General features: G+C 73.3%; 19 protein-coding genes and 1 riboswitch. Of the genes, 12 read left to right on the top strand and 7 right to left on the bottom strand.

Features of this window, described 5'->3' with window-relative positions; genetic code table 11:
* Window positions 1-73: 73 nt before the first annotated feature.
* Entirely contained in the window at window positions 74-934 is an 861-nt protein-coding gene (locus ACZ68P_RS22115) for a hypothetical protein (protein WP_471008680.1), read from the top strand.
* Between the two features lie 362 nt (window positions 935-1,296).
* Window positions 1,297-2,688 (top strand): tannase/feruloyl esterase family alpha/beta hydrolase, encoded by a 1,392-nt coding sequence (locus tag ACZ68P_RS22120; protein ID WP_471008683.1) that lies wholly within the window; start codon window positions 1,297-1,299, stop codon window positions 2,686-2,688.
* 30 nt (window positions 2,689-2,718) lie between these two features.
* Here the strand turns inward: ACZ68P_RS22120 and ACZ68P_RS22125 are convergent, their stop codons facing one another.
* From ACZ68P_RS22125 to ACZ68P_RS22135, 3 genes are all read right to left on the bottom strand, one after another.
* Window positions 2,719-3,270: an MOSC domain-containing protein gene (locus ACZ68P_RS22125; RefSeq protein WP_471008685.1), complete on the bottom strand. Its 552-nt coding sequence runs from the start codon at window positions 3,268-3,270 to the stop codon at window positions 2,719-2,721.
* A gap of 80 nt (window positions 3,271-3,350) precedes the next feature.
* Complete coding sequence (locus ACZ68P_RS22130) at window positions 3,351-3,530, bottom strand: hypothetical protein (protein WP_471008688.1); 180 nt, start codon at window positions 3,528-3,530, stop codon at window positions 3,351-3,353.
* Between the two features lie 45 nt (window positions 3,531-3,575).
* Window positions 3,576-4,676 (bottom strand): fatty acid desaturase family protein, encoded by a 1,101-nt coding sequence (locus ACZ68P_RS22135; protein WP_471008690.1) that lies wholly within the window; start codon window positions 4,674-4,676, stop codon window positions 3,576-3,578.
* 499 nt (window positions 4,677-5,175) lie between these two features.
* On the opposite strand from ACZ68P_RS22135, the gene ACZ68P_RS22140 reads away from it, so the two are divergent.
* A complete protein-coding gene (locus ACZ68P_RS22140) occupies window positions 5,176-8,100 on the top strand; it encodes a DEAD/DEAH box helicase (protein WP_471008692.1) in 2,925 nt (974 codons plus the stop codon).
* The gene (locus ACZ68P_RS22145) at window positions 8,097-9,374 is read left to right on the top strand and encodes an SWIM zinc finger family protein (protein WP_471008694.1); all 1,278 of its coding nucleotides are present in this window, start codon (window positions 8,097-8,099) and stop codon (window positions 9,372-9,374) included. Before ACZ68P_RS22140 ends, ACZ68P_RS22145 begins: the two co-directional genes overlap by 4 nt.
* Window positions 9,375-9,426: 52 nt before the next feature.
* On the opposite strand, the gene ACZ68P_RS22150 is transcribed toward ACZ68P_RS22145, so the two are convergent.
* Both ACZ68P_RS22150 and ACZ68P_RS22155 read right to left on the bottom strand, forming a co-directional pair.
* Complete coding sequence (locus ACZ68P_RS22150; protein ID WP_471008696.1) at window positions 9,427-10,167, bottom strand: hypothetical protein; 741 nt, start codon at window positions 10,165-10,167, stop codon at window positions 9,427-9,429.
* 226 nt (window positions 10,168-10,393) lie between these two features.
* The gene (locus tag ACZ68P_RS22155) at window positions 10,394-11,224 is read right to left on the bottom strand and encodes a bifunctional 5,10-methylenetetrahydrofolate dehydrogenase/5,10-methenyltetrahydrofolate cyclohydrolase (RefSeq protein WP_471008810.1); all 831 of its coding nucleotides are present in this window, start codon (window positions 11,222-11,224) and stop codon (window positions 10,394-10,396) included.
* Between the two features lie 72 nt (window positions 11,225-11,296).
* Window positions 11,297-11,404: riboswitch (ZMP/ZTP riboswitch) on the bottom strand.
* A 183-nt stretch (window positions 11,405-11,587) separates the two neighbouring features.
* Here ACZ68P_RS22155 and ACZ68P_RS22160 point away from each other — a divergent pair.
* The 6 genes from ACZ68P_RS22160 to ACZ68P_RS22185 all read left to right on the top strand — a co-directional run bounded on the left by ACZ68P_RS22160 (window position 11,588) and on the right by ACZ68P_RS22185 (window position 17,380).
* The gene (locus tag ACZ68P_RS22160) at window positions 11,588-11,671 is read left to right on the top strand and encodes a putative leader peptide (protein WP_365715794.1); all 84 of its coding nucleotides are present in this window, start codon (window positions 11,588-11,590) and stop codon (window positions 11,669-11,671) included.
* A 361-nt stretch (window positions 11,672-12,032) separates the two neighbouring features.
* The gene (locus ACZ68P_RS22165; RefSeq protein WP_471008698.1) at window positions 12,033-13,103 is read left to right on the top strand and encodes an ABC transporter substrate-binding protein; all 1,071 of its coding nucleotides are present in this window, start codon (window positions 12,033-12,035) and stop codon (window positions 13,101-13,103) included.
* A gap of 5 nt (window positions 13,104-13,108) precedes the next feature.
* Window positions 13,109-14,002, top strand: a complete 894-nt coding sequence (locus tag ACZ68P_RS22170; protein WP_471008701.1) for an ABC transporter ATP-binding protein — start codon at window positions 13,109-13,111, stop codon at window positions 14,000-14,002.
* Window positions 13,999-14,955: an ABC transporter permease gene (locus ACZ68P_RS22175; protein WP_471008703.1), complete on the top strand. Its 957-nt coding sequence runs from the start codon at window positions 13,999-14,001 to the stop codon at window positions 14,953-14,955. The genes ACZ68P_RS22170 and ACZ68P_RS22175 overlap by 4 nt, the downstream gene beginning before the upstream one ends.
* Before the next feature lie 106 nt (window positions 14,956-15,061).
* Window positions 15,062-16,411, top strand: a complete 1,350-nt coding sequence (locus ACZ68P_RS22180) for an LLM class flavin-dependent oxidoreductase (RefSeq protein WP_471008704.1) — start codon at window positions 15,062-15,064, stop codon at window positions 16,409-16,411.
* A gap of 69 nt (window positions 16,412-16,480) precedes the next feature.
* Window positions 16,481-17,380 (top strand): TauD/TfdA dioxygenase family protein, encoded by a 900-nt coding sequence (locus ACZ68P_RS22185; protein WP_471008707.1) that lies wholly within the window; start codon window positions 16,481-16,483, stop codon window positions 17,378-17,380.
* 65 nt (window positions 17,381-17,445) lie between these two features.
* Here the strand turns inward: ACZ68P_RS22185 and ACZ68P_RS22190 are convergent, their stop codons facing one another.
* Together ACZ68P_RS22190 and ACZ68P_RS22195 are read right to left on the bottom strand one after the other, a co-directional pair.
* Complete coding sequence (locus ACZ68P_RS22190) at window positions 17,446-18,513, bottom strand: LLM class flavin-dependent oxidoreductase (protein ID WP_471008709.1); 1,068 nt, start codon at window positions 18,511-18,513, stop codon at window positions 17,446-17,448.
* Between the two features lie 109 nt (window positions 18,514-18,622).
* Window positions 18,623-19,546, bottom strand: coding sequence for an ABC transporter substrate-binding protein (locus ACZ68P_RS22195; protein WP_471008710.1), 924 nt, complete (start codon window positions 19,544-19,546; stop codon window positions 18,623-18,625).
* An 832-nt stretch (window positions 19,547-20,378) separates the two neighbouring features.
* Between ACZ68P_RS22195 and ACZ68P_RS22200 the strand changes: the two genes are divergently transcribed.
* Both ACZ68P_RS22200 and ACZ68P_RS22205 read left to right on the top strand, forming a co-directional pair.
* Window positions 20,379-21,464: an amino acid ABC transporter permease gene (locus tag ACZ68P_RS22200; protein ID WP_471008712.1), complete on the top strand. Its 1,086-nt coding sequence runs from the start codon at window positions 20,379-20,381 to the stop codon at window positions 21,462-21,464.
* Window positions 21,461-23,467: an FAD/NAD(P)-binding protein gene (locus tag ACZ68P_RS22205; protein ID WP_471008714.1), complete on the top strand. Its 2,007-nt coding sequence runs from the start codon at window positions 21,461-21,463 to the stop codon at window positions 23,465-23,467. The genes ACZ68P_RS22200 and ACZ68P_RS22205 overlap by 4 nt, the downstream gene beginning before the upstream one ends.
* Window positions 23,468-23,474 lie beyond the last annotated feature (7 nt).

Below are 23,474 nucleotides of genomic sequence, written 5' to 3' on the forward strand. Positions count from 1 at the left end.
CCCTCCCGGAGACCCTCGACGTGCGGGTTACCCACTGGTTAAGGTGCGCCGACGACCAGATGGGGAGGCTGCCGTGGGCGGAACGGACCCTGCCGCCGACAACACCGTCGACGGCACCGACGACGCGCTGTACGTACTGACGGCTGTGCTGCTCACACCCGCGCAGTTCCCCAGCGTGCTCGGCGACGACTACCCGGCGGCGTGCGCCGCGCTGGGCCTCGAACCGTACGCCGAGGGGTACGGGCTCGTGCTCGGCCAGGACGGCGAGGGCGCCCGCTGGACCGTGGTGGTCGACGACGTGTCGCTGGTCGCCGTCGCGATCGCTTCCTGGGACTGCGGGATGGCCTACGACCTCTCCCCCGACGAACGCTCCGTCGTGGCCGCGCTCCCCGGCTGGCCGCTCGCCGTGGCCACCGCCGCCTCCGACCTGCCGGAGCCGCACGACCCGGAGCCGGAGGAGGGCGACCCCACGCCGCTGACGCCGCCCTCCGCGGACGTCTGGGGACCGGCCCAGCGCCGCCTCGGCGCCGACGAGGTGGCCCTGCAGTGGGCTGCCTGGCGGGCCCGGATGGACGACGACGAGGAAGGCACGGACGAGGAAGGCGCGGGCACCGAGGAGCCGCCCGGGGACGGCGCCGGCGGGAGCGCCGACGCTCCGGTCGGCCCCTACGGCGGCGTCCGGCGCGCCCTCGCCGAGCTGCGCGGCTACCTGGAGGCCCCGCCGCCCGTGGGCCGGGTGCGGTCGAGCTTCGCGTCCGGCGGGGCGCGGATGCTGCGCGCCGACGGGCCCGGCTGGTCGCTCGTCGCCCGCACCGACGACATGGCCTTCGTCCTCCTGGACGACGAACCGCGCGAGGTGCTCCCGGTCACGCGCGGCCCCGAGCTTCCGGCCCTCCTGGAAGCACTGGACGCGATGGCGGTACGCCCCTCCTGACGCGGAGCACCCGCGCCCAGGCGGTCCCCCGGCGTGGAGAGGGCCCCGTCGGGCCTTCCCCCGCATCCCCGAGGGTCCCGCCGGCCGATCCCCCAGCCCAGGGGAAAGCCCCCGGCGATCCTCCTGGAACGGCGGGCCCTCGACCGCCCCGAACGCGCGGAGGTCCCCCGCCCAGGCGACCCTTCGACGCGGCCGACGCCCCCGGCGGTCACTCCAGCCCCGACCGCTGCGCGGTCGGTCCGCGCGGGAGCCCACATGGATCCGCGATCCGAGGTGTGGGCCGGAACCATGGTCCGGGCCGAGGGCCCCCAGCACGATGTGGCGGCGCACCCCCGTTCCCCTCGTCCCACCGGAGGCCGTCCATGCGCCTGTTCAGAGGCGTCCCGCTGCTCGCCGCGCTCCTGGCGGGGGTGACCGTCGTCGGCCCCGTCGCGCCCGCCGGGGCCGACACCGGCTCCCCAGCCGCCTGCGCCCGCCAGGACCGGCTCACGGTCCCCGGGGCCGCCCACCAGGAGACCGCCTGCCTGGCCGATCTGACGACGGCCGCCCTGGCGGGTACGCCGTACACCGACATGGCCGACCAGGCCGGTCTGGCCTCGAAGGGCACCGCGAACCCGTCCGGGGTCCCCGGCATCCAGATCGACGGCTACTTCCCCGACGACTCCCGTCTCAACGCCACGCACGGCTGGGCACACGACGCCCAGTTCGTGATCCGCCTTCCCGCCGACTGGAACGGCGGCCTCGTCGTCACCGGCGCTCCCGGGACCCGCCGCCAGTACTCCACCGACGCGCTCATCTCCGACCACGTGCTGGCCCAGGGCTTCGCCTACGCCGCCACCGACAAGGGGAACACCGGGCCGGACTTCTTCACCGACGGACGCGGGCCCGGAGACGCGGTCGCCGAGTGGAACCACCGGGTCACCGAGCTGACGAGGGCCGCCAAGAAGGCCGTGCGGCAGCGGTACGGCCGGGCTCCGGAGCGCACGTACATGACCGGCATCTCGAACGCCGGCTATCTGACCCGCTGGCAGCTGGAGAACCGGCCCGAGCTGTACGACGGAGGGGTCGACTGGGAGGGCGTGCTCTGGACCACCCGGGGACCGAACCTGCTCACCACCCTGCCCGTGACCGTGGCCCGTTCCCTCGGCCGGGCGTCCGACGAGGACCTGATCGACGCGGGCTTCGCACCCGGCTCGCGCTTCCTGTGGCCGTACCACGAGAAGGCCTATTGGGGACTCACCCAGAAGATCTTCCGGGCCGAGTTCGACCCCGCGTACGATCCGCACTGCCCGGGCGGGACCGCCGGCACGACGGTCGAGCGGATCCTCGCGCCGTGCGCGTCCGACGCCGCGTACGACTACGCCTCACGGCCCCGCTCGGTCCACCGGGCGGTCGAGAGGGTCGCCCTCACGGGCCGGATCGGCAAGCCGCTCATCACCCTGCACGGCGACCTCGACACGCTGCTGCCGATCGCCGCCGACTCGGACGTCTACGCGCGGATGATCGACGACCGGGGACGGGGCGGGCTGCACCGCTACTACACGATCCAGGACGGCACCCACACCGACGGCCTCTTCGACACCTACCCGGACCGGCTGCGGCCGATCCTGCCCTGCTACCGCTCGGCCTTCGCGGCCCTGAGGCGCTGGGTGGAAGGCGACGTGGCGCCGCCGGCCGACCGGACGGTCTCCCGGCCCGCCACCGGTGACGTCGTCAACACGTGCGCGCTGGAGGGGCCCGGCCCGTCGCGCTGAGTGCACACGCGCGCCGGCGGACGCCGAGGCTCAGACCTTCTCCAAGGGGCGGTGCGGCTCGGCCGGCAGTTCGACGGCGATCGGGTCGCCGGGACGCACCACTCCGCCGGTCAGCACGATGCCCATGATCCCGGCCTTGCGGACGATCCGGCCGTTCTCGTCGCGGCCGAGCACCTGCTTGAGCAGCCCGTGCTGGTAGCCGTCGATCTGCGCGCACGGGTTGCGCAGCCCCGTCACCTCCACGACCGCCTCGGCCCCGAGGCGGAGCCGGGTCCCGGTCGGCAGGCCGAGGAGGTCGATCTCCCGGGTCGTGATGTTCTCGCCGAGGGCGCCCGGCGCGACGTCGAAACCGGAGTCCGCCACCTCGTCGAACAGCTCGGCGTGTATCAGGTGCACCTGCCGGAGGTTCGGGACGGTCGGGTCCTTCGCCATCCGCGACCGGTGCTTGACCGTCACGCCCGCGTGGACGTCGCCCTCCACGCCCAGACCGGCGAGCAGGGTGATGCTCTCCCGGTTCGGCTTGGTGAAGGCGTACACGCCGTTGCTGCTGACCGTCGTCACGGTCCCGTCGGTCCCGCTCATGCCGCCGAGCTCCCCTCTCCGGGCTGATGATCACCTCCGACCCTACGGGAGCCCGCGCGGGCGTCGGCGGAGGTTCCTCGTCAGCGGAGTTCCTTGCGGGAGATCCGGCGCAGCCGGCGCCGCTGGGCGGGGTCGAGTGCCAGGTAGGCCACGGCCGGCACACCGAGGACCACGAGGAGCGACATCCAGAATCCGATCAGGGGCATCAGGAGGAGGCCGACGGCCACTCCCGCGACCACTACCTTCGTACGTGTCGTCATGGTCGTCGTCTCGTCTCTTCTCTCGGGGCCACCGCGCCGAAGCGCTCAGGCCGTCGTACGGAGCGGCTCGCCGACCTCGTGCAGATGACCGAGCGCCTGCCGGTAGGACTCGACGAAACCCGTCTCTGTGTAGGGGATACCCAGTGTGCGGCAGTGCGCACGCACGGCGGGCTGGGCGAGCCGCAGATGCGGCCTCGGCATGCTCGGGAAGAGGTGGTGCTCGATCTGGTAGTTGAGCCCGCCGAGGAACCAGTCCGTCAGGGCTCCGCCCCGGATGTTGCGTGAGGTCAACACCTGGCGGCGCAGGTGGCCCCAGCTGTCGCCGTCCGGGTGCGCGTCGGGCGTCTCCATGCCCTTGTGGTTGGGGGCGAAGGCCAGGCCCAGGTGGAGTCCGAGGAGCATCTGGTGGATCAGGGCGAAGAGCAGCGCCTGGCCGACGGTGAGGGTGGAGAGCAGCAGGGCGGCGTAGCCGACGACGTGGGCGAGGAGCAGGGCGCCTTCGAGGAGCCGTTCGCGCCGGGTCCTGAAGGGCCCTTCCTCGGCGAACAGAGCCTGGAATCCGTACACCTTGAGGGCGATGCCCTCCAGCGTGGTGAGCGGGAAGAACAGCCAGGCCTGATGGCGGGTGAGCCAGCCGCGCAGTCCGGTGCGGCCCTCGGTCTGGTGCTGGGCGAAGACGAGGACGTCGGCGGCGACGTCCGGGTCCTTGTCGAGGTGGTTGGGGTTGGCGTGGTGGCGGTTGTGCTTGTCGTTCCACCATTCCCGGCTCATGCCGAGGAGGAGGTCGGCGTGGACGAGCTGGAGGATCCGGCCCAGGCGGCGGTCGGCGGTGATCTGCGCGTGTCCCGCGTCGTGGCCGACGAACGCCACGCGGGCGGAGAGCAGGGCGAGCGGCACGGCGAGGAGGAGGGCCCACCAGGAGGGGCCGAGGAGGACCAGGCCGGCCACCACGGCGGCGAGGCCGAGGAGGTTGACCGCCATGCCGCGGGCGTACCAGCCGGCCCTGCGTTCGAGCAGGCCCTGTTCCTTGATGGTGCGCAGCAGCGGTGCGAACTCGCTGCCGGCGCCTCTGCTCGCGGTGGCGGGCGCCGGTGCCGGGGGCGTGCTCCGATCGGGCGCCGTGAGGGTGGCGGTGGCCTGGGGCATGGCGGTCTCCGGGGTCCGTGGGCGGGGCCCGGGCGCGGCCCGCCCGGCTGCTTCGAACCTACGGAGGGGTGATCGCCCGCAGCCATGGCGTCATCCCCCGACATCCTCGGGGGATGGCCCGGGTGCCGGGGTGGGGCTGGCTCCACCCCCGGCGCGCGCGCCGGGGTCGGCTTCGCCCGGCGCGCGCGGGGTCGGCTTCGTCCGGCGCACGCGGGGTCGGCTTCGTCCGGCGCACGCAGGGTCGGCTTCGCCCGGCGCACGCCTCGCGCCGGAAACGCCGCGGGAACGCGCGCGGGGGCCGGAGGCCGCGGTCGCCGCAGTCGTCGGTCAGCGCAGTCGCCGGTCCGCCGCAGTCATCGGTCGTCGCCGTCGTCGCGAGCGGACGGTGACCGAGCGACGGCCGGGAGTGATCCATCTCACCCCTGCGGGGCGCCCCGACGGTCTCCGCTTCAGGTACCCTCGGCCGCTCGGCCCCCGCTAGTCAAATTTGAGGAATGCGTTGTCGCAGTCGCAGAGACCCGATGAACTCGTCCGCCGCTCCGCCGTCTTCCTGCCCTCCGACCCGCCCCGCGCCGGCCGCATCGCCTTCTGGTCACCCGACGGGGACGCTGAGGAGCCCTTCGCCGCGCAGACCGAGACGGCGGACCTCACCGTGGTGGCCGACGACCTCCGACCGCACACCGTGGCCGGCTCGTTCCTTCCCGTACGGGACGCCCTGCCGCACCTCGCCCGTGCCCGGTTCTCCGGGACGGCCTCGCCCTCGGCCGCCTTCTGGGGCGCCGCCGCCCTGTTCGCCCTGCATCTGGTGGCCCGCGGGCTGATCCTGCCGGGCCTCACGGGAAGCGACCACGACGCCTGGCGCGCGGGGCCCCTCGGCCCCGAGGAGCTCGCCGCCCTGCGGACGCTCGCCGCCTCCATGCCGCCTTCCGCCCATGCCGTACCGCTGCCGGGCACCGGGCCCGACGGCGATCCGCTCCTGCCCGAACCCGAGTCCCTGCTGCGGGAGTTCATCGACGCGGTGGCGGACGGGCTGCCGCGTACCCCGGCCGCGTCGCTCGCGGCCGGCGGCCCCGCCTTCGCCGCCGACGAGCCGCAGGTGCTGCCCGGGCAGCGGGCCTGGGCCGCGGACGTGGCGGCCGGTCACGACGCCGGGGTACGCCTGTCGCTGCGTGTCGAACTGCCCGGTCTCACCGACGTCGAGGCACCGGCCTTCCGCGCCGTCCTGCAGATCCACAGCGCCGCGGACCCCACGCTGGTGGCGGACGCGGCCGAGGTATGGGCCGGCTCGGGGCCCGCGGGGTCGGCGTTCGGGCCCCGGGCCCGGATGGACGCGCTGCTCGCCCTGCGCCGCGCGGCCCGGGCCTGGGCGCCGCTGACCCCGCTGCTCTCGGCGGCGGTCCCGGACGCGATGGAGCTCGCCGACGAGGAGGTCACCGAACTCCTCGGCCCCGCGGCTCGGGCGCTCCAGGCGACCGGCGTGCAGATCCACTGGCCCCGGGAACTGGCCCACCGCCTCACGGCCCAGGCGGTGATCGGCCCGTGGGACGAACGGCTCGGCACGGACGTCCCACGGGCGTCCGGCGCGCCGGACGACGCCGGCTCCGGCGAAGGCACCGGCACCGGTGAAGGCGCCGACCCCCGCTCCTCCGCCCTGCCCTCGCTCCTCTCCGCCGACTCCCTGTTCGCCTTCGACTGGCGTTTCGCCGTGGGCGACCAAGAGCTCACCCGCGCGGAGCTGGACCGGCTCGCCGAGGCGGGCCGCCCCGTGGTCCGGCTGAGGGACCAGTGGGTGCTGATCGACCCGGCCGAACTGCGCCGCGCCCGCGCCTCGGCGGACCGCAAGCTCAGCCCGGTGGACGCGCTCGGCGCCGTGCTCACCGGCAGCACCGAGGTCGACGGCCGGCGCGTCGAGGTGCGGGCGACCGGGCGGCTGGAGCAGCTGCGCGCCCGCCTCGCCGACCCCGAGGGCGAGCCCCGGGAGGTCGCCCAGCCCGCCGCGCTCGCCGCGACGCTGCGCGACTACCAGCTGCGCGGGCTCGACTGGCTGCACCGCATGACCTCCCTGGGCCTCGGCGGCTGCCTCGCCGACGACATGGGCCTGGGCAAGACGATCACCGTCATCGCGCTCCATCTGCACCGGCAGACCGATCCCTCGACGGTCGGGCCGACGCTCGTCGTCTGCCCGACGTCCCTGATGGGCAACTGGCAGCGCGAGATCGAGCGGTTCGCGCCGGGCACGCCCGTGCGCCGCTTCCACGGAGCCGCGCGCGGCCTGGCCGACCTGTCCGACGACGCGGTCGTCCTCACCACCTACGGCACCATGCGGCTCGACACCGAGAAGCTCCGCAGCCGGACGTGGGGCATGGTCGTCGCGGACGAGGCCCAGCACGTCAAGAACCCGTACTCCGCCACCGCCCGGCAGCTGCGCACCATCGGCGCCAAGGCACGCGTCGCCCTGTCCGGCACGCCGGTCGAGAACAACCTCTCCGAGTTGTGGGCCATCCTCGACTGGACGACACCCGGTCTCCTCGGCCGGCTCGGGACCTTCCGCTCCCGCTTCGCCTCGGCCGTCGAGGGTGGCGAGGACCCCGCCGCCGCCGAACGGCTCTCCGCCCTCGTCCGGCCGTTCCTGCTCCGCCGACGCAAGTCGGACCCCGGCATCGCGCCCGAGCTGCCGCCGAAGACCGAGACCGACCGCGCCGTCTCCCTGACCAGGGAGCAGGCCGGCCTCTACGAAGCGGTGGTACGGGAGACCATGGCGGCGATCGCCGAGGCCGACGGCATGGAGCGGCGCGGTCTGGTGGTGAAGCTGCTGACCTCCCTCAAGCAGATCTGCAACCACCCCGCCCAGTACCTGAAGGAGGAGCGCCCGAGGATCCCGGGCCGGTCGGGGAAGCTGGACCTCCTCGACGAGCTCCTCGACACGATCCTCGCGGAGGACACGGGCGTGCTGGTCTTCACCCAGTACGTGCGGATGGCGCGGCTGCTCGAGGAGCACTTGGCGGCGCGGGGCGTGCCGACGCAGTTCCTGCACGGAGGCACCCCCGTCGCCGAGCGCGAGAGGATGGTGGAACGCTTCCAGAACGGGGACGTGCCCGTCTTCCTCCTCTCCCTGAAGGCGGCGGGTACGGGACTCAACCTGACCCGGGCCGGTCACGTCGTGCACTACGACCGGTGGTGGAACCCTGCCGTGGAGGCGCAGGCAACCGACCGGGCCTACCGCATCGGGCAGACCCAGCCGGTGCAGGTCCACCGGCTGATCGCCGAGGGCACGATCGAGGACCGGATCGCCGACATGCTCGTACGCAAACGGGCGCTGGCCGACGCCGTGCTCGGCTCGGGGGGCGAGGCGGCCCTGACCGAACTGACCGACGCCGAGCTGGCGGACCTGGTGGAGCTGCGTGGGGAAGGGGACGCACGATGAGCGGATACGAGACCGGCGGCGAGGAACGGACGTTCGCGGCCCTGCCGCCCCTGCGCGGCGCGGCCTTCGCCCGTACGTGGTGGGGCCGGGCGTGGCTGAAGGCGCTGGAGGACACCGCGCTCGACAACGAGCAGCTGAAGCGGGGGCGGCGGCACGCGCGCGACGGCGCGGTGGGCGCGGTGTCGGTCCGGCCGGGCCGGATCACGGCCGTCGTGAAGGACCGCGACGGCACCTCGTACCGCAGTGACGTGCTCCTGCGGGAGCTCTCGCAAGGCGAGTGGGACCGGCTGCTCGACCTCGCCGTGGACAGCGCGGGGCACATCGCGGCCCTGCTCGACCGCGAGATGCCGCCGCATCTCGTGGAGGACGCGGCGGCCGCCGGGCTCGACCTGCTGCCGGGCATCGGCGACCTGGACCCCGAGTGCGGCTGCGAGGCGTGGGACCACTGTCCGCACACGGTGGCGCTCTGCCACCAGATGGCGCGGCTGCTCGACGAGGATCCGTTCGTCCTGCTGCTGATGCGGGGCCGTGGGGAGCGGGCGCTCCTCGAAGAGCTTCAGGAGCGCAGCGCGTCCCGGGCCGCGCCGGCCGCGCCGGCGGAGGACACCGCCGTGGAAGGCGTGCCGGCGCGCGAGGCGTTCGCGGCGCGGGACATCCTGCCGCCGCTGCCCGCTCCCCCGGCGCTGCCCCCGGCGGCCGGCGAACCGCCGTCCCTGGACACCGAGGCGGACCCGGGTCCGGGCCTCGACCCGGCGGCGCTGGAGTTCCTGGCGGCGGACGCGGCCGCCCGGGCCCACCGGATGCTGGCGGAGGCACTGGCCCCGTCCCGTGGAGGGGCCGTGGCGGGCATGCCGCTGACGGTGGACCAGGACGCCGTGCGGCTCGCCGCCGCGTCCCCGGCGGGGTGGATCGCGACCCGGCTCGCCACCGGCTCCGGGCGTCGACGCGCCGATCTGGACCTGGCCACGCGCGCGTGGCGGTTCGGGGGCGCCGCCGCCCTGTCCGTACTGGAGGAGGAGTGGACGCCGCCGCCCGAGGCGCTGACCCGGGCGAAGGCACGGCTCGCGGAGGCCTGGGAGGACGGTGAGCGGCCGGTGCTGCGCCCGGCGGGATCGGGGAGGTGGACGGTGGTCGGCGCGGAGGCGCAGCTGCGGCTCGGCGCGGACGGCCGCTGGTGGCCCTACCGCAGGGAGGGCGGCCGGTGGGCGCCCGCGGGCCCGGCGGACCAGGACCCGGGAGCCGCGCTCGCGGCGCTGTCGGCCGTCGAGGACTGACCGGGGCGACGGCCCCGCGCCGTGGTGTCACGAGGGGCCGTCACCGGCGGGGTCAGAGGAGCGGGGCCGTGAGCTTGCGGTCCCGCTCCGGCGTGTCGTCGTCGGTGTGCGCGGCGAGGCTGCAGGCCACGGTGTCGGAGCCGAGGAGATAGCTGGTCCGGTACGGGTACTGGACGAAGGTGGTCCAGCGGGTGCCGAGCGGCTGTTGCGCCGCTTTGCGGCGCAGTGGTTCCCGGCACAGGCGCGCGGCCGCGTCCCGGACGTCCTGGTCGCTGATGAGGTCGCCGGTCAGCCTCAGCACGGTGACGAGCTGGGCGTCGTGGGGACGGTCGCAGGCGCGCCGGGTGACGGTGCCGGGGGCGGACCGGTCGATGTCGAAGCACTCCCCCGCCCGGAGCCTGTCATAGGAGAGGGCGGACGGCGCGGGTTCCCGTCGGCGCTCCGGCCGTGCGCTCGCGGAGGGGGCAACGGGCGAGGCGGTGGGCGAGGTCGATGACGGGGACGCCGTCTTGGACGGGCGGAGGGACGCCGAGGGCTTGCCGGCGGCGGACGAGGGCCGTCGCCCGGCGATCCCGCCCTGGGGGGCGGGCTGTTGGGCGCCGGCCTGCGTGGTCCGGGTGGTCCTGCCCGCCGCGTCGGCCCTGCCGGCCGCCGGGCCCTCCGGCGTCGCTTCGTCCCCCGCGTCGCGGCCCGCGACCAGCGCGGCGGCCACGAGGGCGGCGGCGAGGACGAGCAGAACGGGCAGGAGGAGGTACCGCAGGGGCGACGACGGGTCGGCGGAGAACGGGGCCATGGTGCCCAGGGTCACCCGGAATCGGCCGACACGCCGCCGTCGCGGACGAGTTGCAGCACGTCTCGTACAGAACCGTGACAATCGCGCACCGCCTTCGGGCTGTTCCCGTCGTCGCCGCCGTGCTACGGCTGCCGTGCAGCGGAGGGGGCGAAGAGCCTCGCCCGGACAGCACACCTCACAGGGACCGGACGCCGGCACGTTCCGGACGCCCGCTCCGGGAGAGCCCTCAGAGACCCAGTTGACGTTCGGCCGCCTCGACCGTCTGCGCGAGCAGGACGGCGATCGTCATCGGGCCCACACCGCCCGGGACCGGGGTGATGAGGGAGGCCCGCTCGGCGGCGGACGTGAAGTCGACGTCGCCGACGTTGCCCGGGTTGTAGCCGGCGTCGATGACGACGGCGCCGGGCTTGATGTCCTCGCCCTTGATGAAGTTCGGCTTGCCGACCGCGGCGACCAGGATGTCCGCCTCGCGGATCACCGAGGAGAGTTCGGTCGTACGGGAGTGGCAGTACGTCACGGTGGCGTCGCGGCCGAGCAGGAGCAGTCCGGCGGGCTTGCCGAGGATGGCGGAGCGGCCCACGACGACGGCACGCTTGCCGCTCAGCCCGACCTCGTACGCGTCGAGCAGGCGCATGATGCCGCCGGGCGTGCAGGAGACGAAGCCGGGCAGCCCGAAGCCCATCGCGGCGAACGACGCCATCGTGACGCCGTCGACATCCTTGGCGGGGTCGATCGCCTCGAAGGCGGCACGCTCGTCGATGTGGGGGCCGACGGGGTGCTGCAGGAGGATGCCGTGCACGTCGGGGTCAGCGGAGAGGGTGGTGATGGCGGCGACCAGCTCCGCCGTCGTGGTGGAGGCGGGCAGCTCCACTTGGCGGGAGCGTATTCCGGCCTTCGCGCACCGGTTCTGCTTCATCCGTACGTAGGTGACGGAGGCCGGGTCCTCGCCGACGAGCACGGTCGCGAGGCAGGGCGTGACGCCGGTGCGGCGGGTGATCTCGGCGGCTCGCGCCGCGGTCTCCTCGACCGTGCGGCGGGCGAGCGCGGTGCCGTCCATGAGTGCGGCGGTGCTGTCGGGGGCTGCGCTGATGCGGGACACGGGGCCACTCCTGGGCGTCGTCGGTGACAGGGTGATCGCCCAGGCGCACGGCAGCGTCGGCTCCGCGCGGGTGCGCGGTGTCGCACGGGGCCGCTCCCCGGTGGTGATCCACCTCAAGCGCCAGTCACGGCCCGGGCCCACTTTACGCGAGGGCCCCGCAGGGCCCCTTCGGGCCACCCCTCACCGAGGGCGGAAGGAAGAAGGCCGGTCCTAGGAGTCGTCGGCGAAGCGGCCGGCAGTCAACTCCGCGCCCAATTCGGAATGTGAGACGAAACAACACGGACATTGACTGGGAACCGACGTGCTGCCAGGATCCTACATGTGAGCCAGTCCGAGGATTTCGTAGCGCGCCTGCACGTCGATCTGCGACGCCAGGCCAGCGCCATCTGTGCCGCCGGTCGCTAGACCCCGCGGTCGGCTTCGCCTCCTCACTTCTTCCGGCCTTTCCGGCCGTTTGACCGCCTGCGGGACCATCCGTCACGCCGTGCGCCACTCCAAGCTTCGACCCGGTGTCAGCCGCGTGCCGAAGCCGCGTTGACGTCGTCTCGAGCCACGGGGGATCGCCCTGCCGGGCTCCTTCGACGCACACGGCGACGTGCACGGCGACATCCACGGCGCCGTCACTGAAACGATTACCGCCGGGAAATACCGACGGCCATTCCGAGGGAATTCGCCGCCTTTCCCTGTCCCTTTCCCCTGCTCATCACCAGCACCCGACGGGCTGTTTTGCGCTGCCCGTTTTCCCCGATCCCGAACAGGACCTTCCATGGCCCCGACCGCATCGACGCGACGACAATTCCTCACCCTGCTCGGCCTGTCCGCCGCCGCTGTCGGCTGCGGTACGGCCCTCGGCGGCGGTTCCTCCACCACGGGGCAGACCAAGACCCTGCGCTACCAGGGGTGGGCGGGCACGGTCACGTTGCCGGAGCTCGCCGCGGACCTCGGCTATCTGGAGGACGTGAAGCTGGAGTGGGTCGGCAACACCATCAGCGGGCCGCAGGACATCCAGTCCGCGGCCACGGGGCAGACCGACTTCGGCGGGGCGTTCAACGGCGCGGTGGTCAAACTCGCGGCGAACAACACCCCCGTCAAGGCCGTCATCAGCTACTACGGCGCCGACAAGTACGCGTACAACGGCTACTACGTCCTCGCCGACAGCCCCATCCGCTCGGCGCGTGACCTGGTGGGCAAGAAGGTCGGGATGAACACCCTCGGAGCCCACGCCGAGGCGATGCTCGACATCTTCGTGCGCCGCGCGGGGCTGTCCGCCGCGGAGGCGAGCCGGGTCGAGCCACTGGTCGTACCCCCCGTCAACACCGAGCAGTCGCTGCGCCAGAAGCAGATCGACGTGGCCGTGCTCGGCGGCATCCTGCGGGACAAGGCCCTGGCCACCGGAGGCATACGGCCGCTCTTCACGGACTTCCAGCTCCTCGGGGCGTTCAGCGCCGGCACCTTCGTGATGACCGACCGCTTCCTCGACCGGAACCCGGACACCGCGCGGACATTCGTCACCGGCGTCGGCAAGGCCATCGAATGGTCCCGGGTCACTCCGCGGGACGAGGTCGTCGCCCGGATGACGGACATCGTGAAGAAGCGCGGCCGCAACGAGGACACCGGGCCCCTGAAGTACTGGCGGTCCTTCGGCGTCGCCGAGAAGGCGGGCCTCATCACCGGCAAGGAGCTCCAGCTGTGGGTGGACTGGCTGGCCGAACGCGGTGACATCGACAAGGGCCGGATCAAGCTCTCGGAGCTGTACACCAACGAGTTCAACGCGGCCGGCGCCGCCGGGCGGCCGTCCGCCGCCGCCTCGGCCTCCGCGGCACAGGGAAGGAGCTGATCCCCATGACGGAGCCCACCGCCCCGCCGAAGATCGTGTTCGAAGGCGTACGGAAGACCTTTCCCGTCAAGGAGACCTCGGGGGGCCGTGGTGCGCGCCGGAACCCCGGCGCCGGACCGGCCGGCGGCCGCCCCGGCGCGGGGAGGAGGTCGGAGCTGGCCGCGCTCGACGGCCTCGACCTGGAGATAGCCGCCGGTGAGTTCGTCGTGGTCGTCGGTCCCAGCGGATGCGGCAAGTCGACCCTCCTGGACCTGCTCGCCGGTCTCGCCCGCCCCGACGGCGGACGGGTCCTCCTCGACGGGGAACCGGTGACCGGGCCCGGTCTGGACCGGGGCATCGTCTTCCAGCAGTACGCCCTGCTGCCCTGGCGCACCGCGCAGGGCAACGTGGAGTTCGGCCTGGAGGCGACCGGCGTTCCCCGGCGCGAACGCGCCCGGAAGGCACGGGAGTTCCTCGATCTGGTCGGCCTCTCGGGGTTCGAGTCGCGCCACCCGCACGAGCTGTCGGGCGGGATGCGGCAGCGGGTGGCGATCGCCCGCAGCCTCGCCTACGACCCCGACGTCCTGCTGATGGACGAGCCGTTCGCCGCCCTCGACGCGCAGACCCGGGAGTCCCTCCAGGACGAACTGCTGCGGATCTGGGAGCGCACCGGCAAAACGATCGTCTTCATCACGCACGGCATCGAGGAGGCCGTGTACCTGGGCGGGCGGGTCGCGGTCATGACCTCCCGGCCCGGCCGCATCAAACAGGTGGTGCCGATCGAGTTCACCTCCCGCACCGCCACGGACGACCTGCGCTCCAGCCCCGAGTTCGCACGCCACCGGCATGAGATCTGGTCCCTGCTGCACGACGAGGTGGCCAAGGCCCAGCAGGAAGAGAAGGAAGGTGCCGCCGTATGAGTCCCGCAGCTGGTACGCGTACGAACGTCGAGCAGTCCCTCGCCCCGGCCGTCCCTGAGCCGGTCGCCGGGCCCCTCCCGTCACCGGCCGGCCCCTCGGCGCCGACCGGATCGCCCGCGCCGGGCGTGCGGACGCGGAAGACGGCGCGGGCACCGGGGGACGGGGCCGCCGTCCGGTCCGCCGGGCGCGGCGTGCTCCGGCTCCTGCGGACGGTGGCCGTCAAGTCGGTGGCGATCGTCGGCCTGCTCCTGCTCTGGGAGACGGCCCCCCGGTTCGACCTCGTCGACCGCACCTTCCTGCCGCCGTTCAGCGAGGTCGCCACGGCCTGGTGGCAGCTGGCCCTCGACGGGCAGCTCGCGGAGAACGCGGGGGCCAGTCTGACCCGGTCGTTCACCGGCTTCGGCATCGCCGTGGCCGTGTCCGTACCGCTCGGCCTGCTGATCGGGTGGTACCGGCCCGTCGCCGACGTCCTCGGTCCGGTCCTGGAACTGTTCCGCAACACCGCCGCGCTCGCGCTGCTCCCGGTCTTCGTGCTGCTGCTCGGGATCGGCGAGACGTCGAAGATCTCCATCGTCGTGTACGCGTGCACCTGGCCGATCCTGCTCAACACCATCAGTGCCGTACGCCATGTCGACCCCACGCTTCTGCGCCTGGCCAGGTCGATGGACCTGTCGGCGCCCCGCCTGTTCCAGAAGGTGATCCTGCCCGCCTCGGTGCCGGTCGTCTTCACGGGCATCCGGCTGGCCGGAGCGGTGTCGATCCTGGTGCTGGTCGCCGCCGAGATGATCGGCGCCAAGGCGGGGCTCGGATACCTGATCAACGCCTCGCAGTACAACTTCGCGATCCCGCAGATGTACGCGGGGATCATCACGATCTCGGCCATCGGCGTGGCCTTCAACCAGCTCCTGGTGGCCGTGGAACGACGGCTCAGTTCCTGGCGCCTTCCCGCCTGACGGACCGCCGGCCCCACGCCAGGGCCTGCCTCACGTCACCGCCGGCCCGGCAGCACCGCCGCAGGCCCCACGCCACCGCCCGCCCCACCTCACGTCTAGGACTTCCATGACCGCGACCGCCCCACCCCGCCAACTGCACCTGAACGCGTTCCTGATGGGCGCCGGACACCATGACGCCGCCTGGCGGCACCCCCTGACCCAGCCCGAGCGGGTCACCGACCTCGCCTACTTCCAGCAGCTCGCGCGGACCGCCGAGCGCGGCAAGCTCGACTCGATCTTCTTCGCGGACGGCCTGGCCCTGTGGGGCAACGTGCGCCACAACGCGCTCGGCGGCTTCGAGCCGCTGACCCTGCTGTCCGCCCTGGCCGCGGTCACCGAGCGCGTCGGCCTGATCGCCACCGTGTCGACGACCTTCAACGAACCGTTCCACACCGCCCGCAAGTTCGCCTCCCTCGACCATCTGAGCGGAGGCCGGGCGGGCTGGAACATCGTCACCTCCGGCACGGTCGACGAGGCCCGCAACTTCGGGCAGGACGAGCACCTCGAGCACGGACTGCGCTACGAGCGGGCGCGGGAGTTCGTCGAGGTGGCGACCAAGCTGTGGGACAGCTGGGAGGACGACGCGATCCTGCTCGACCGGGAGCGCGGGCTCTACGCCGACACCGACAAGGTCCGGAAGATCGACCACCGGGGGACGTACTTCGGGGTGCGGGGTCCGCTGAACGTACCGCGCTCTCCCCAGGGTCATCCGCTGCTCGTCCAGGCGGGATCGTCCGAGGACGGCAAGGAGTTCGCCGCGCGGTACGCGGAGGCCGTGTTCACCGCGCAGCAGACCCTCGCCGACGGGCAGACGTTCTTCAAGGACCTCAAGAGCCGGCTGGCCCGGCACGGCCGGGAGGAGAGCGATCTGAAGGTCCTTCCCGGCATCTGCCCCGTCATCGGGTCCACGGAGGCGGAGGCCCGCGCCCTGGAGCGGGAGCTGACCGACCTCCAGGTGCCCGAGTACGGGCTGGCCCAGCTGTCGGGGATGCTCGGCACCGACCTGACCGGACTGCCGCTGGACGGCCCGCTGCCCGACCTCCCGGAGGAGCGGGACATCAACGGGAACAAGAGCCGCTTCACGCTCGTCGCCGAACTGGCCCGGCGTGACGGCCTGACCCTGCGCGAACTCATCGCCCGGCTCGGCGGCGGGCGCGGCCACCGGGTGTTCGCGGGGACGCCCGAGCAGATCGCCGACCAGTTGCAGAGCTGGTTCACCGAGGGGGCCGCGGACGGTTTCAACATCATGCCGCCGCATCTCCCCGGCGGGCTGGAGGACTTCGTCGACCACGTGGTCCCGATCCTGCAGCGCCGTGGCCTGTTCCGTACGGAGTACACCGGCCGGACCCTGCGCGAGCACTACGGCCTGCCGCGGCCGGCCAACCGGTTGGCGGCGGACGCCCGAAGCCCCGCATGACCGGCGCCTGACCACCCTCGTACCGCACCCGTCCGCACCTCGCACGGCACCATCGAAAGGACACCGCACATGACCACCAGCACCGCGTTCGACATCCGGAGGATCGGCGGCCGGATCGGCGCCGAGATCCTCGGCGTGGACCTGTCCGGCGAGATCGCTCCCGCCGTCGTCGCCGAGATCAACACAGCGCTCCTGGAACACAAGGCGCTCGTCTTCCGTGACCAGAACCTCGACGACGCCGGTCAGCTCCGCTTCGCCGCCCTGTTCGGCGAGCTGACCACCGCGCACCCCACCGTGCCCTCGGTCGACGGGCAGCCCGGCATCCTGCCGGTGGACGGTGACGAGGGCGTCCGCGCCAACCAGTGGCACACCGACGTCACCTTCGTCCGGACGCCGCCGAAGGCGTCCACGCTGCGTGGCATCGTGGTCCCGCCCTACGGCGGCAACACGCTGATCGCCGACTCGGCGGCCGCCTACCGGGACCTGCCCGAACCGCTGCGCGAGCTGGCGGACCGGCTGTGGGCGGTGCACACCAACGACTACGACTACGCGGCGCCGAAGAGCGAGAAGGCGGCCGAGCACCGCAAGCGGTTCGTGTCCCGGAAGTACCGCACCGCCCATCCCGTCGTCCGCGTCCACCCCGAGACCGGGGAGCGCGGCCTGTTCATCGGCGGCTTCGCGCAGAGCATCATCGGGCTCAGCCCGTCGGAGTCCCGGGACCTGCTCCGCATCTTCCAGTCGTACGTCACGCGCCCGGAGAACATCGTGCGGGTGGTATGGGCCCCCGGCGACGTCGTCCTCTTCGACAACCGCATCACCCAGCACTACGCCCCCGACGACTACGGCGACCTGCCGCGCCTCCTGCACCGGGTGACGGTGGCCGGCGACGTCCCGGTCGGTGTCGACGGCAACCGCAGTCACGTCCTCGAAGGCGACGACGCGGCGCACTACACGCCCGTCGCGGCCTGAACACACCGTCGCCGGGCGGGGCACATGGCCCCGCCCGGCGACGGTGTCGGCGGCTCGTCAGCGGATCACGGCTCCTGCCACAGGGTGGTGGGGGCCTCCCGCCGTACCACGGGGGCGATCTCGTCGGCGAAGCGGCGCAGCTGATCGGTCTGTTCCGGCAGGGAGAGTCCCGAGGCGTCGACGGTGATCGACTGCAGGTCGTGGCGGTAGGACGAGTGGAAGCCGAGGATCTTGTCGATGATCTGCTGCGGGCTCCCGATGAGGTGCGGGCCGTCGGCGACGGCCTCCTCGATGGTGCGGAAGGGTGTGTTGTATCCGGGCCTTCCCTCCAGCCGGGGGTTGTGGGTCTGCCGGACCCGGGCCTCGTAGTAGTCCTTGAAGCGGGCGATCGCCTCCTGGGTCGTGTCCGCGATGAACAGTCCGCCCGAGCCGGCGCCGACGTAGGCGTCGCGCGGGTCGTGCCCGTGCGCCTCGAACCGCTCGCGGTAGTGGTCGACGAGCCGGGCGTACGCCTGCCGGGGCTGGACGGCGTTGGCGCTGAACAGCGGGTCGCCGTGCTCGGCGGCCAGTTCGGGCGAGTTCAGGCTGGTGGCCGAGCCGTGCCAGACACGCGGCGGCCGGTCGCCGTAGGGACGGGGGACGGTGGTGACGTCCTTCAGCGGCGGGCGGAACCGGCCGTCCCAGCTCACGTCCTCCTCGCGCCACAGCCTGCGCAGCAGCCGGTACTTCTCGGCCTGGTAGTCCCACTGCAGCTCCTCGTCCAGACCGAAGAGGTCGAAGTGGCCCTTCTCGGCCCCCTTGCCGATGACCAGCTCGATACGGCCCCGGGAGAGCTGGTCGAGGGTCGCGTAGTCCTCGGCGACCCGCACGGGGTCGAGGACGGCGAGGACGGTGACTCCGGTGAGCAGTCTGATGCGGGTGGTACGGGCGGCGAGGGCGCCGAGCAGCACCGTGGGGCTGGAGGAGAGGAACGAGCCGGCGTGGCGCTCGCCGACGGCGTAGGCGTCGAAACCCAGTTCCTCGGCCACGACGCCGGTCTCGACGACGTCGGCGAGCCGGTCGGCTGCGGGGCCGAGCTCGCCGGTCAGCGGGTGCGCGGCGTGGCCGGCGATGGTCAGGACCTGAAATCTCACGCGGAGCCTCCGGAACGTGGTCGTCCTGTGCGGAAGGAGGAGGGCAGGGGGACGGGGCCGGCGCCCCACGGGGACGCCGGCCGGGTGGGAAGCACGGTGTCGACCGTGCTCACCGGTGTTCGGGCGGGTTGATCCGCGAGGTCTCGATCGCGGATGCGCTGGTGCCCCACTTCTTGAGGATCCGGGCGTAGGTGCCGTCCTTGATGAGCTGGTTGACGGCGGCCTCGAAGGCGGGGGTGAGCGGGGAGCCCTTCTTGAAGGCGAAACCGACGTCGAGGCGGTGGTACTCGCCCAGGAAGGCGGTGCGGGAGGCGGGCTGCGCCGCCTGGTAGCGCAGGCCGTTGATGGTGGACATCACCACGTCGATCCGGCCCTGCTGCAGGGCGGTGACGGTGGCGCCGTTCTCGGAGTAGACCTTCACGTCGTAGGGCTTCTTGCCCGCCTTCGCGCACACGCCCTTCTGCGCGGCGAGCGTGGTCTCGAAGGTGGTGCCGGCCCCCGTGCCGATGGTCAGGCCGCACAGCTGGGTGAGGTCGGTGACCTTGGTGCCGAGCGCGGTGTTGCCCTTCCGTACGGCGAAGCCCTGGCCGTCGTTGATGTACGTGACGAAGTCGATGGTCTTCAGCCGGGCGGTGGTGACGCCGAAGTTCCCCGTGCCGAGGTCGTACTTGCCGCTGCCGAGTGCGGGCAGGATCGTCTCGAACGAGGCGACCTGCCGCTCCAGGCGGACACCGAGAACCTTGGCGACGGCGTCCGCGAGGTCGATGTCCTGGCCCGCGGGCGCTCTGTCGGAGCCGTTCGGGTAGTAGGCGCCGGGTGGGAAGCCGACGCTGCTGCCGACCCGCAGGGTGCCCTTGGTCCGGACGTCGGCGGGCAGCAGGGCGGCGGCGGCGTCCACCTTCCGTACGGTGGCGACCGGGTCGTCGCCCGGGGTGGCGGAGGCCACGGCGCCCGTCGGGGTGGTGTCGCCGGAACCGCACGCGCTCAGGACCAGCAGGGAGGGCAGCGCGACGGCGGCGGCCGCCAGGCGCACGCGGGTCCGGGTCCGTCGGCGAGGGGCTCGGACATCGGCTCCGGCGTGCGCGGCGGTTTCGTGGCGGGAGGCGGCTGAGGTGCGGGAGGCGGATCCGTCGTCTGTGGCGGTGTGGCCGGGGAGTTCCACGGGCATGGCACAGGGCCTTTCGTCGGTCTTCAGGGTGTGCGGGCCGCAGCCGGGCAGGGCGAGGCGGCCCTCGGGACGGCCGGGTGCCGGCGCGTCGGGGCAGGAAGGGGCGAAGGGGTACCGGGTGTGATGGCGCCGAGGGCAGGGGCCTCGGGCGGTGAAGAGGGCGGCGGCAGCGCGCGTCCGGGGGTCGTAGAACCGCGCGTACGCCGGTCAGCGCCGGCGTACGACGGGGATACGAAGGGAGAGCTCGGCCCGCGACGGGGTCACCGAGGGAGGGAAGGGCCGGTCAGACAGCCCGCTGCCGAGTCAGGCGCAACACGCCGCGGACCACACCCGACCGAAGTCGATGTGGTCGCGCGTGACCAGACGCCGCTCAGCATTCATACGGCCAATTGACCATGTCGTGCGGGATTCCGTCAACCTCCGCCCGGATGTCGGACCCGCCGTGAACGCCCGCCCTGAACAAGGTGGTTGACAGGGCCTCACCGTCGGCACATACGATCGGCGCAGGACCGGCGCCGTCGAGTGCGGCCGCCGCTCCGGCCGCGTTGAGGGACGCGGTCCCGTGATGACGCCGAGGTACCGGCAGCGCCGTTCGCGCGCCGACGCCGCGCAGCCGCGCGGTGCCCGCGTACGCGCGCACCGGATGGGTCACCGACGCCGCCGACGACGCGGCGCTTCCCTCCCTGGAGAACCTCGCATGGTCTCGCCCTCCCCCGTCACCCCGGCCGATCCCGCGTCCGTCCCTCCTTCCGGACGGCTGAAGAACGCCGGCCCGCTCCCCGACGCCCCCTCCCCCGGCGGCTCGCCCCCCGGCAGTCCGCCGCCCGGCGGTCCGGCCGCTCTCGACGACCTGCCCCGGATCGTCCCGCGCCGGCGCGTCGGCCGGCGGCTGACCGCGGCCGTCGCGCTGCTCCTGTTCGTCATGGCGGTGGATTCCGTCGTCCGCAACCCCGCCTTCCAATGGGACGTGGTGGGGCGCTACTTCACCACCGGAGCGGTGCTGGACGGCCTGCTGCTGACGCTGTGGCTGACCGGCGTCGTGATGGTGCTCGGATTCCTGCTGGGCACCCCGCTGGCGGTGATGCGGCTCTCCGGCAATCCGGTGCTGCGGACGCTGAGCTGGGGCTACGTGTGGATCTTCCGGTCCACGCCGCTGCTGGTGCAACTGCTCTTCTGGTTCAACATCGGCGCCCTCTACCCCACGCTCGCTCTCGGCATCCCGTACGGACCGCAGTTCGTCTCCGTCCAGACGGTCAACCTGCTCGGTCCCACGCTCACCGCCGTCATCGGGCTGACGCTGCACGAGGCCGCCTACGCCGCCGAGGTGGTGCGCGGCGGCATCCTCTCCGTGGACGCCGGTCAGACCGAGGCCGCCCAGGCGCTCGGCCTCGGCAGACGGCGCACCCTGCGCCGGATCGTCGTCCCGCAGGCGATGCGCTCCATCGTGCCGACCGCGGGGAACATGCTGATCGGCACGCTGAAGGGCACCAGCATCGTGAGCGTGCTCGCCGTGCACGACCTGCTGTACTCCGTACAGCTGGTCTACAACCAGACGTACCAGGTCATCCCTCTGCTGCTGGTGGCCACCCTCTGGTACGTCGCCGTGACGACCGTGCTCAGCGCGGGCCAGTTCTACGTCGAGCGGTACTACGCGCGCGGCGCGGCCCGCGCCCTGCCGCCCACCCCGTGGCAGCGGTCCCGCGTCCATCTGGCCGTGATGCGCGCCCGGCTCCGCGCCCTGACCGCCGCCGACGGCCGGTCCGCGATCGGCGGCGACCGGTGAACGGACGTCCGGCGGCCGTGCTCGTCGTCGTCGGCGCGGGCCCGCGCGGCACCGGCCTGCTGGAGCGCATCGCCGCCAGTGCACCCGAACTGTGGTCCGGTGAGCGGGAGTTGCGGATCCACCTGGTGGATCCGCACCCGCCGGGTCCTGGCAGGGTGTGGCGGCACGACCAGTCCCCGCTGCTGCGGATGAACTCCATGGCCGAGGACGTCACCCTCTTCACCGACGAGACCTCGACGATCGACGGTCCCGTGCGGCCCGGGCCGTCGCTGGCCGCATGGGCCGCGCAGTTCTCCGGCCGCGGGCCGCGCTTCCCGCCGTACGCCGAACCCTCCGACCCGGAGGTCCTCGCCGAACTGCGCGCCCTGCGGCCGGGCGACTTCCCCACCCGCCGGGCCCAGAGCTCCTATCTGGAGTGGGTGTTCCGCAAGGCTCTCGCCGACCTTCCGCCGTCCGTCACCGTCGAGTGGCACCCCACCACCGCGACGGCCGTCACCGGTCCGCCCGAGGGACCGCAGTACGTGCGCCTGGCCGGGCGCGCCACCCCGCTCACCGCCGACCTGGTCGTCCTCGCCCAGGGGCACCTGGGTTCCACGCCGGCCGCCGAACACCTGGACCTTGCCGCGTTCGCCCGTCGGCACGGCCTGTTCCACCTCCCGCCGGCGTTCTCGTCCGACGCCGACCTGTCGGGGGTACGGTCCGGTGAGCACGTCATCCTGCGCGGCTTCGGGCTCGCCTTCGTCGACCTGATGGTGCTGCTCACCGAAGGGCGGGGCGGCGGCTACCGGACCGAGCCCGACGGCACGCTCACCTACCTGCCGTCCGGGCGTGAGCCGGTCCTGCACGTCGGATCACGGCGCGGGGTGCCGTACCACTCCAAGACGGGCTACCGGCTGCGCGGGCCCCGCCCCGCGCTGCCCCGCCACTTCGGCCCCGAAGCGGTCGACGCGCTGCTCGCCCTCGACCGTCCCCTCGACCTGCGTCGCGACGTGTGGCCGCTGATGGCCAAGGAGATCGGGTTCGGCCACTACCACGAGCTGTTCCACGCCCATCCGGGGCGGACGCGCATGGCGTGGCCGGACTTCCTCGCCGCCTACGACCGGGCGGACTGGTACTCCGCCTCCAGGGAGGCCCTCGTCGCCGCCGCCGTACCCGACCCGGCGGACCGGCTGGACTTCGAGGCCCTCGACCGGCCGCTGGCCGGGCAGGTCTTCGCCACGCCCGAGGCGTTCCAGGAGCATCTGCGCGATCACATCACCCGGGACGTCACCCGGCGCGAGGACCCCGCCCACAGCGCCGACCTCGGCGCGTTCCACGCGCTGCTCTCCCTCTACGGCCACCTGCCCCGGCTCGTCGCGGGCGGCCGGCTGACCGCTCGGTCCGTGGCCGAGGGGCTCGACGGCTGGTGGCAGGGCTTCTTCGCCTTCCTCGCCTCAGGGCCGCCCGGGTTCCGGCTGCGGCAACTGCTCGCCCTCTCCCGGGCCGGGGTCGTCCGGTTCCTCGGCGCGGACCTGCGGGTCGGTGCGAACGAGACCACGGGCACCTTCACCGGGACGAGCGCCACCGTGCCGGGCCACACCGTCCACGCCACGGCCCTGATCGAGGCGTACCTGCCACGGCCGTCGCTCGACCGGACCGAGGACCCGCTCCTGCGGGGCCTGCACCGTGCCGGCGCCGTCACGGAGGAGGTCGTCGCCGACGCCACCCACACCCATCGCACCGGCCTGCTCGCGGTCACGGCCGGGGGCAGCCGCATGCACGACGCCTCCCTGGGAGGACCCCATCCCCGGCGCGTCGCCCTGGGCGCGCCGACCAACGCCCGGGACGTCGCCGCCTTCGCCCGCCCCCGCACCGACGCCCCGGCCTTCCGGGAGAACGACGCGGTGGCCCGCTCCCTGCTCCGCGCCCTGTCGCCGCCGGGGCCGGGCGCCGCGGCGGACGTGGTGCGCCGCCCGGCCCCGGCCGCTCAGGTCCAGACGCGTGAGCACAGCACGAGGCGGTAGCGGTCGG

Source organism: Streptomyces sp. NPDC036822 (genome assembly GCF_055609145.1).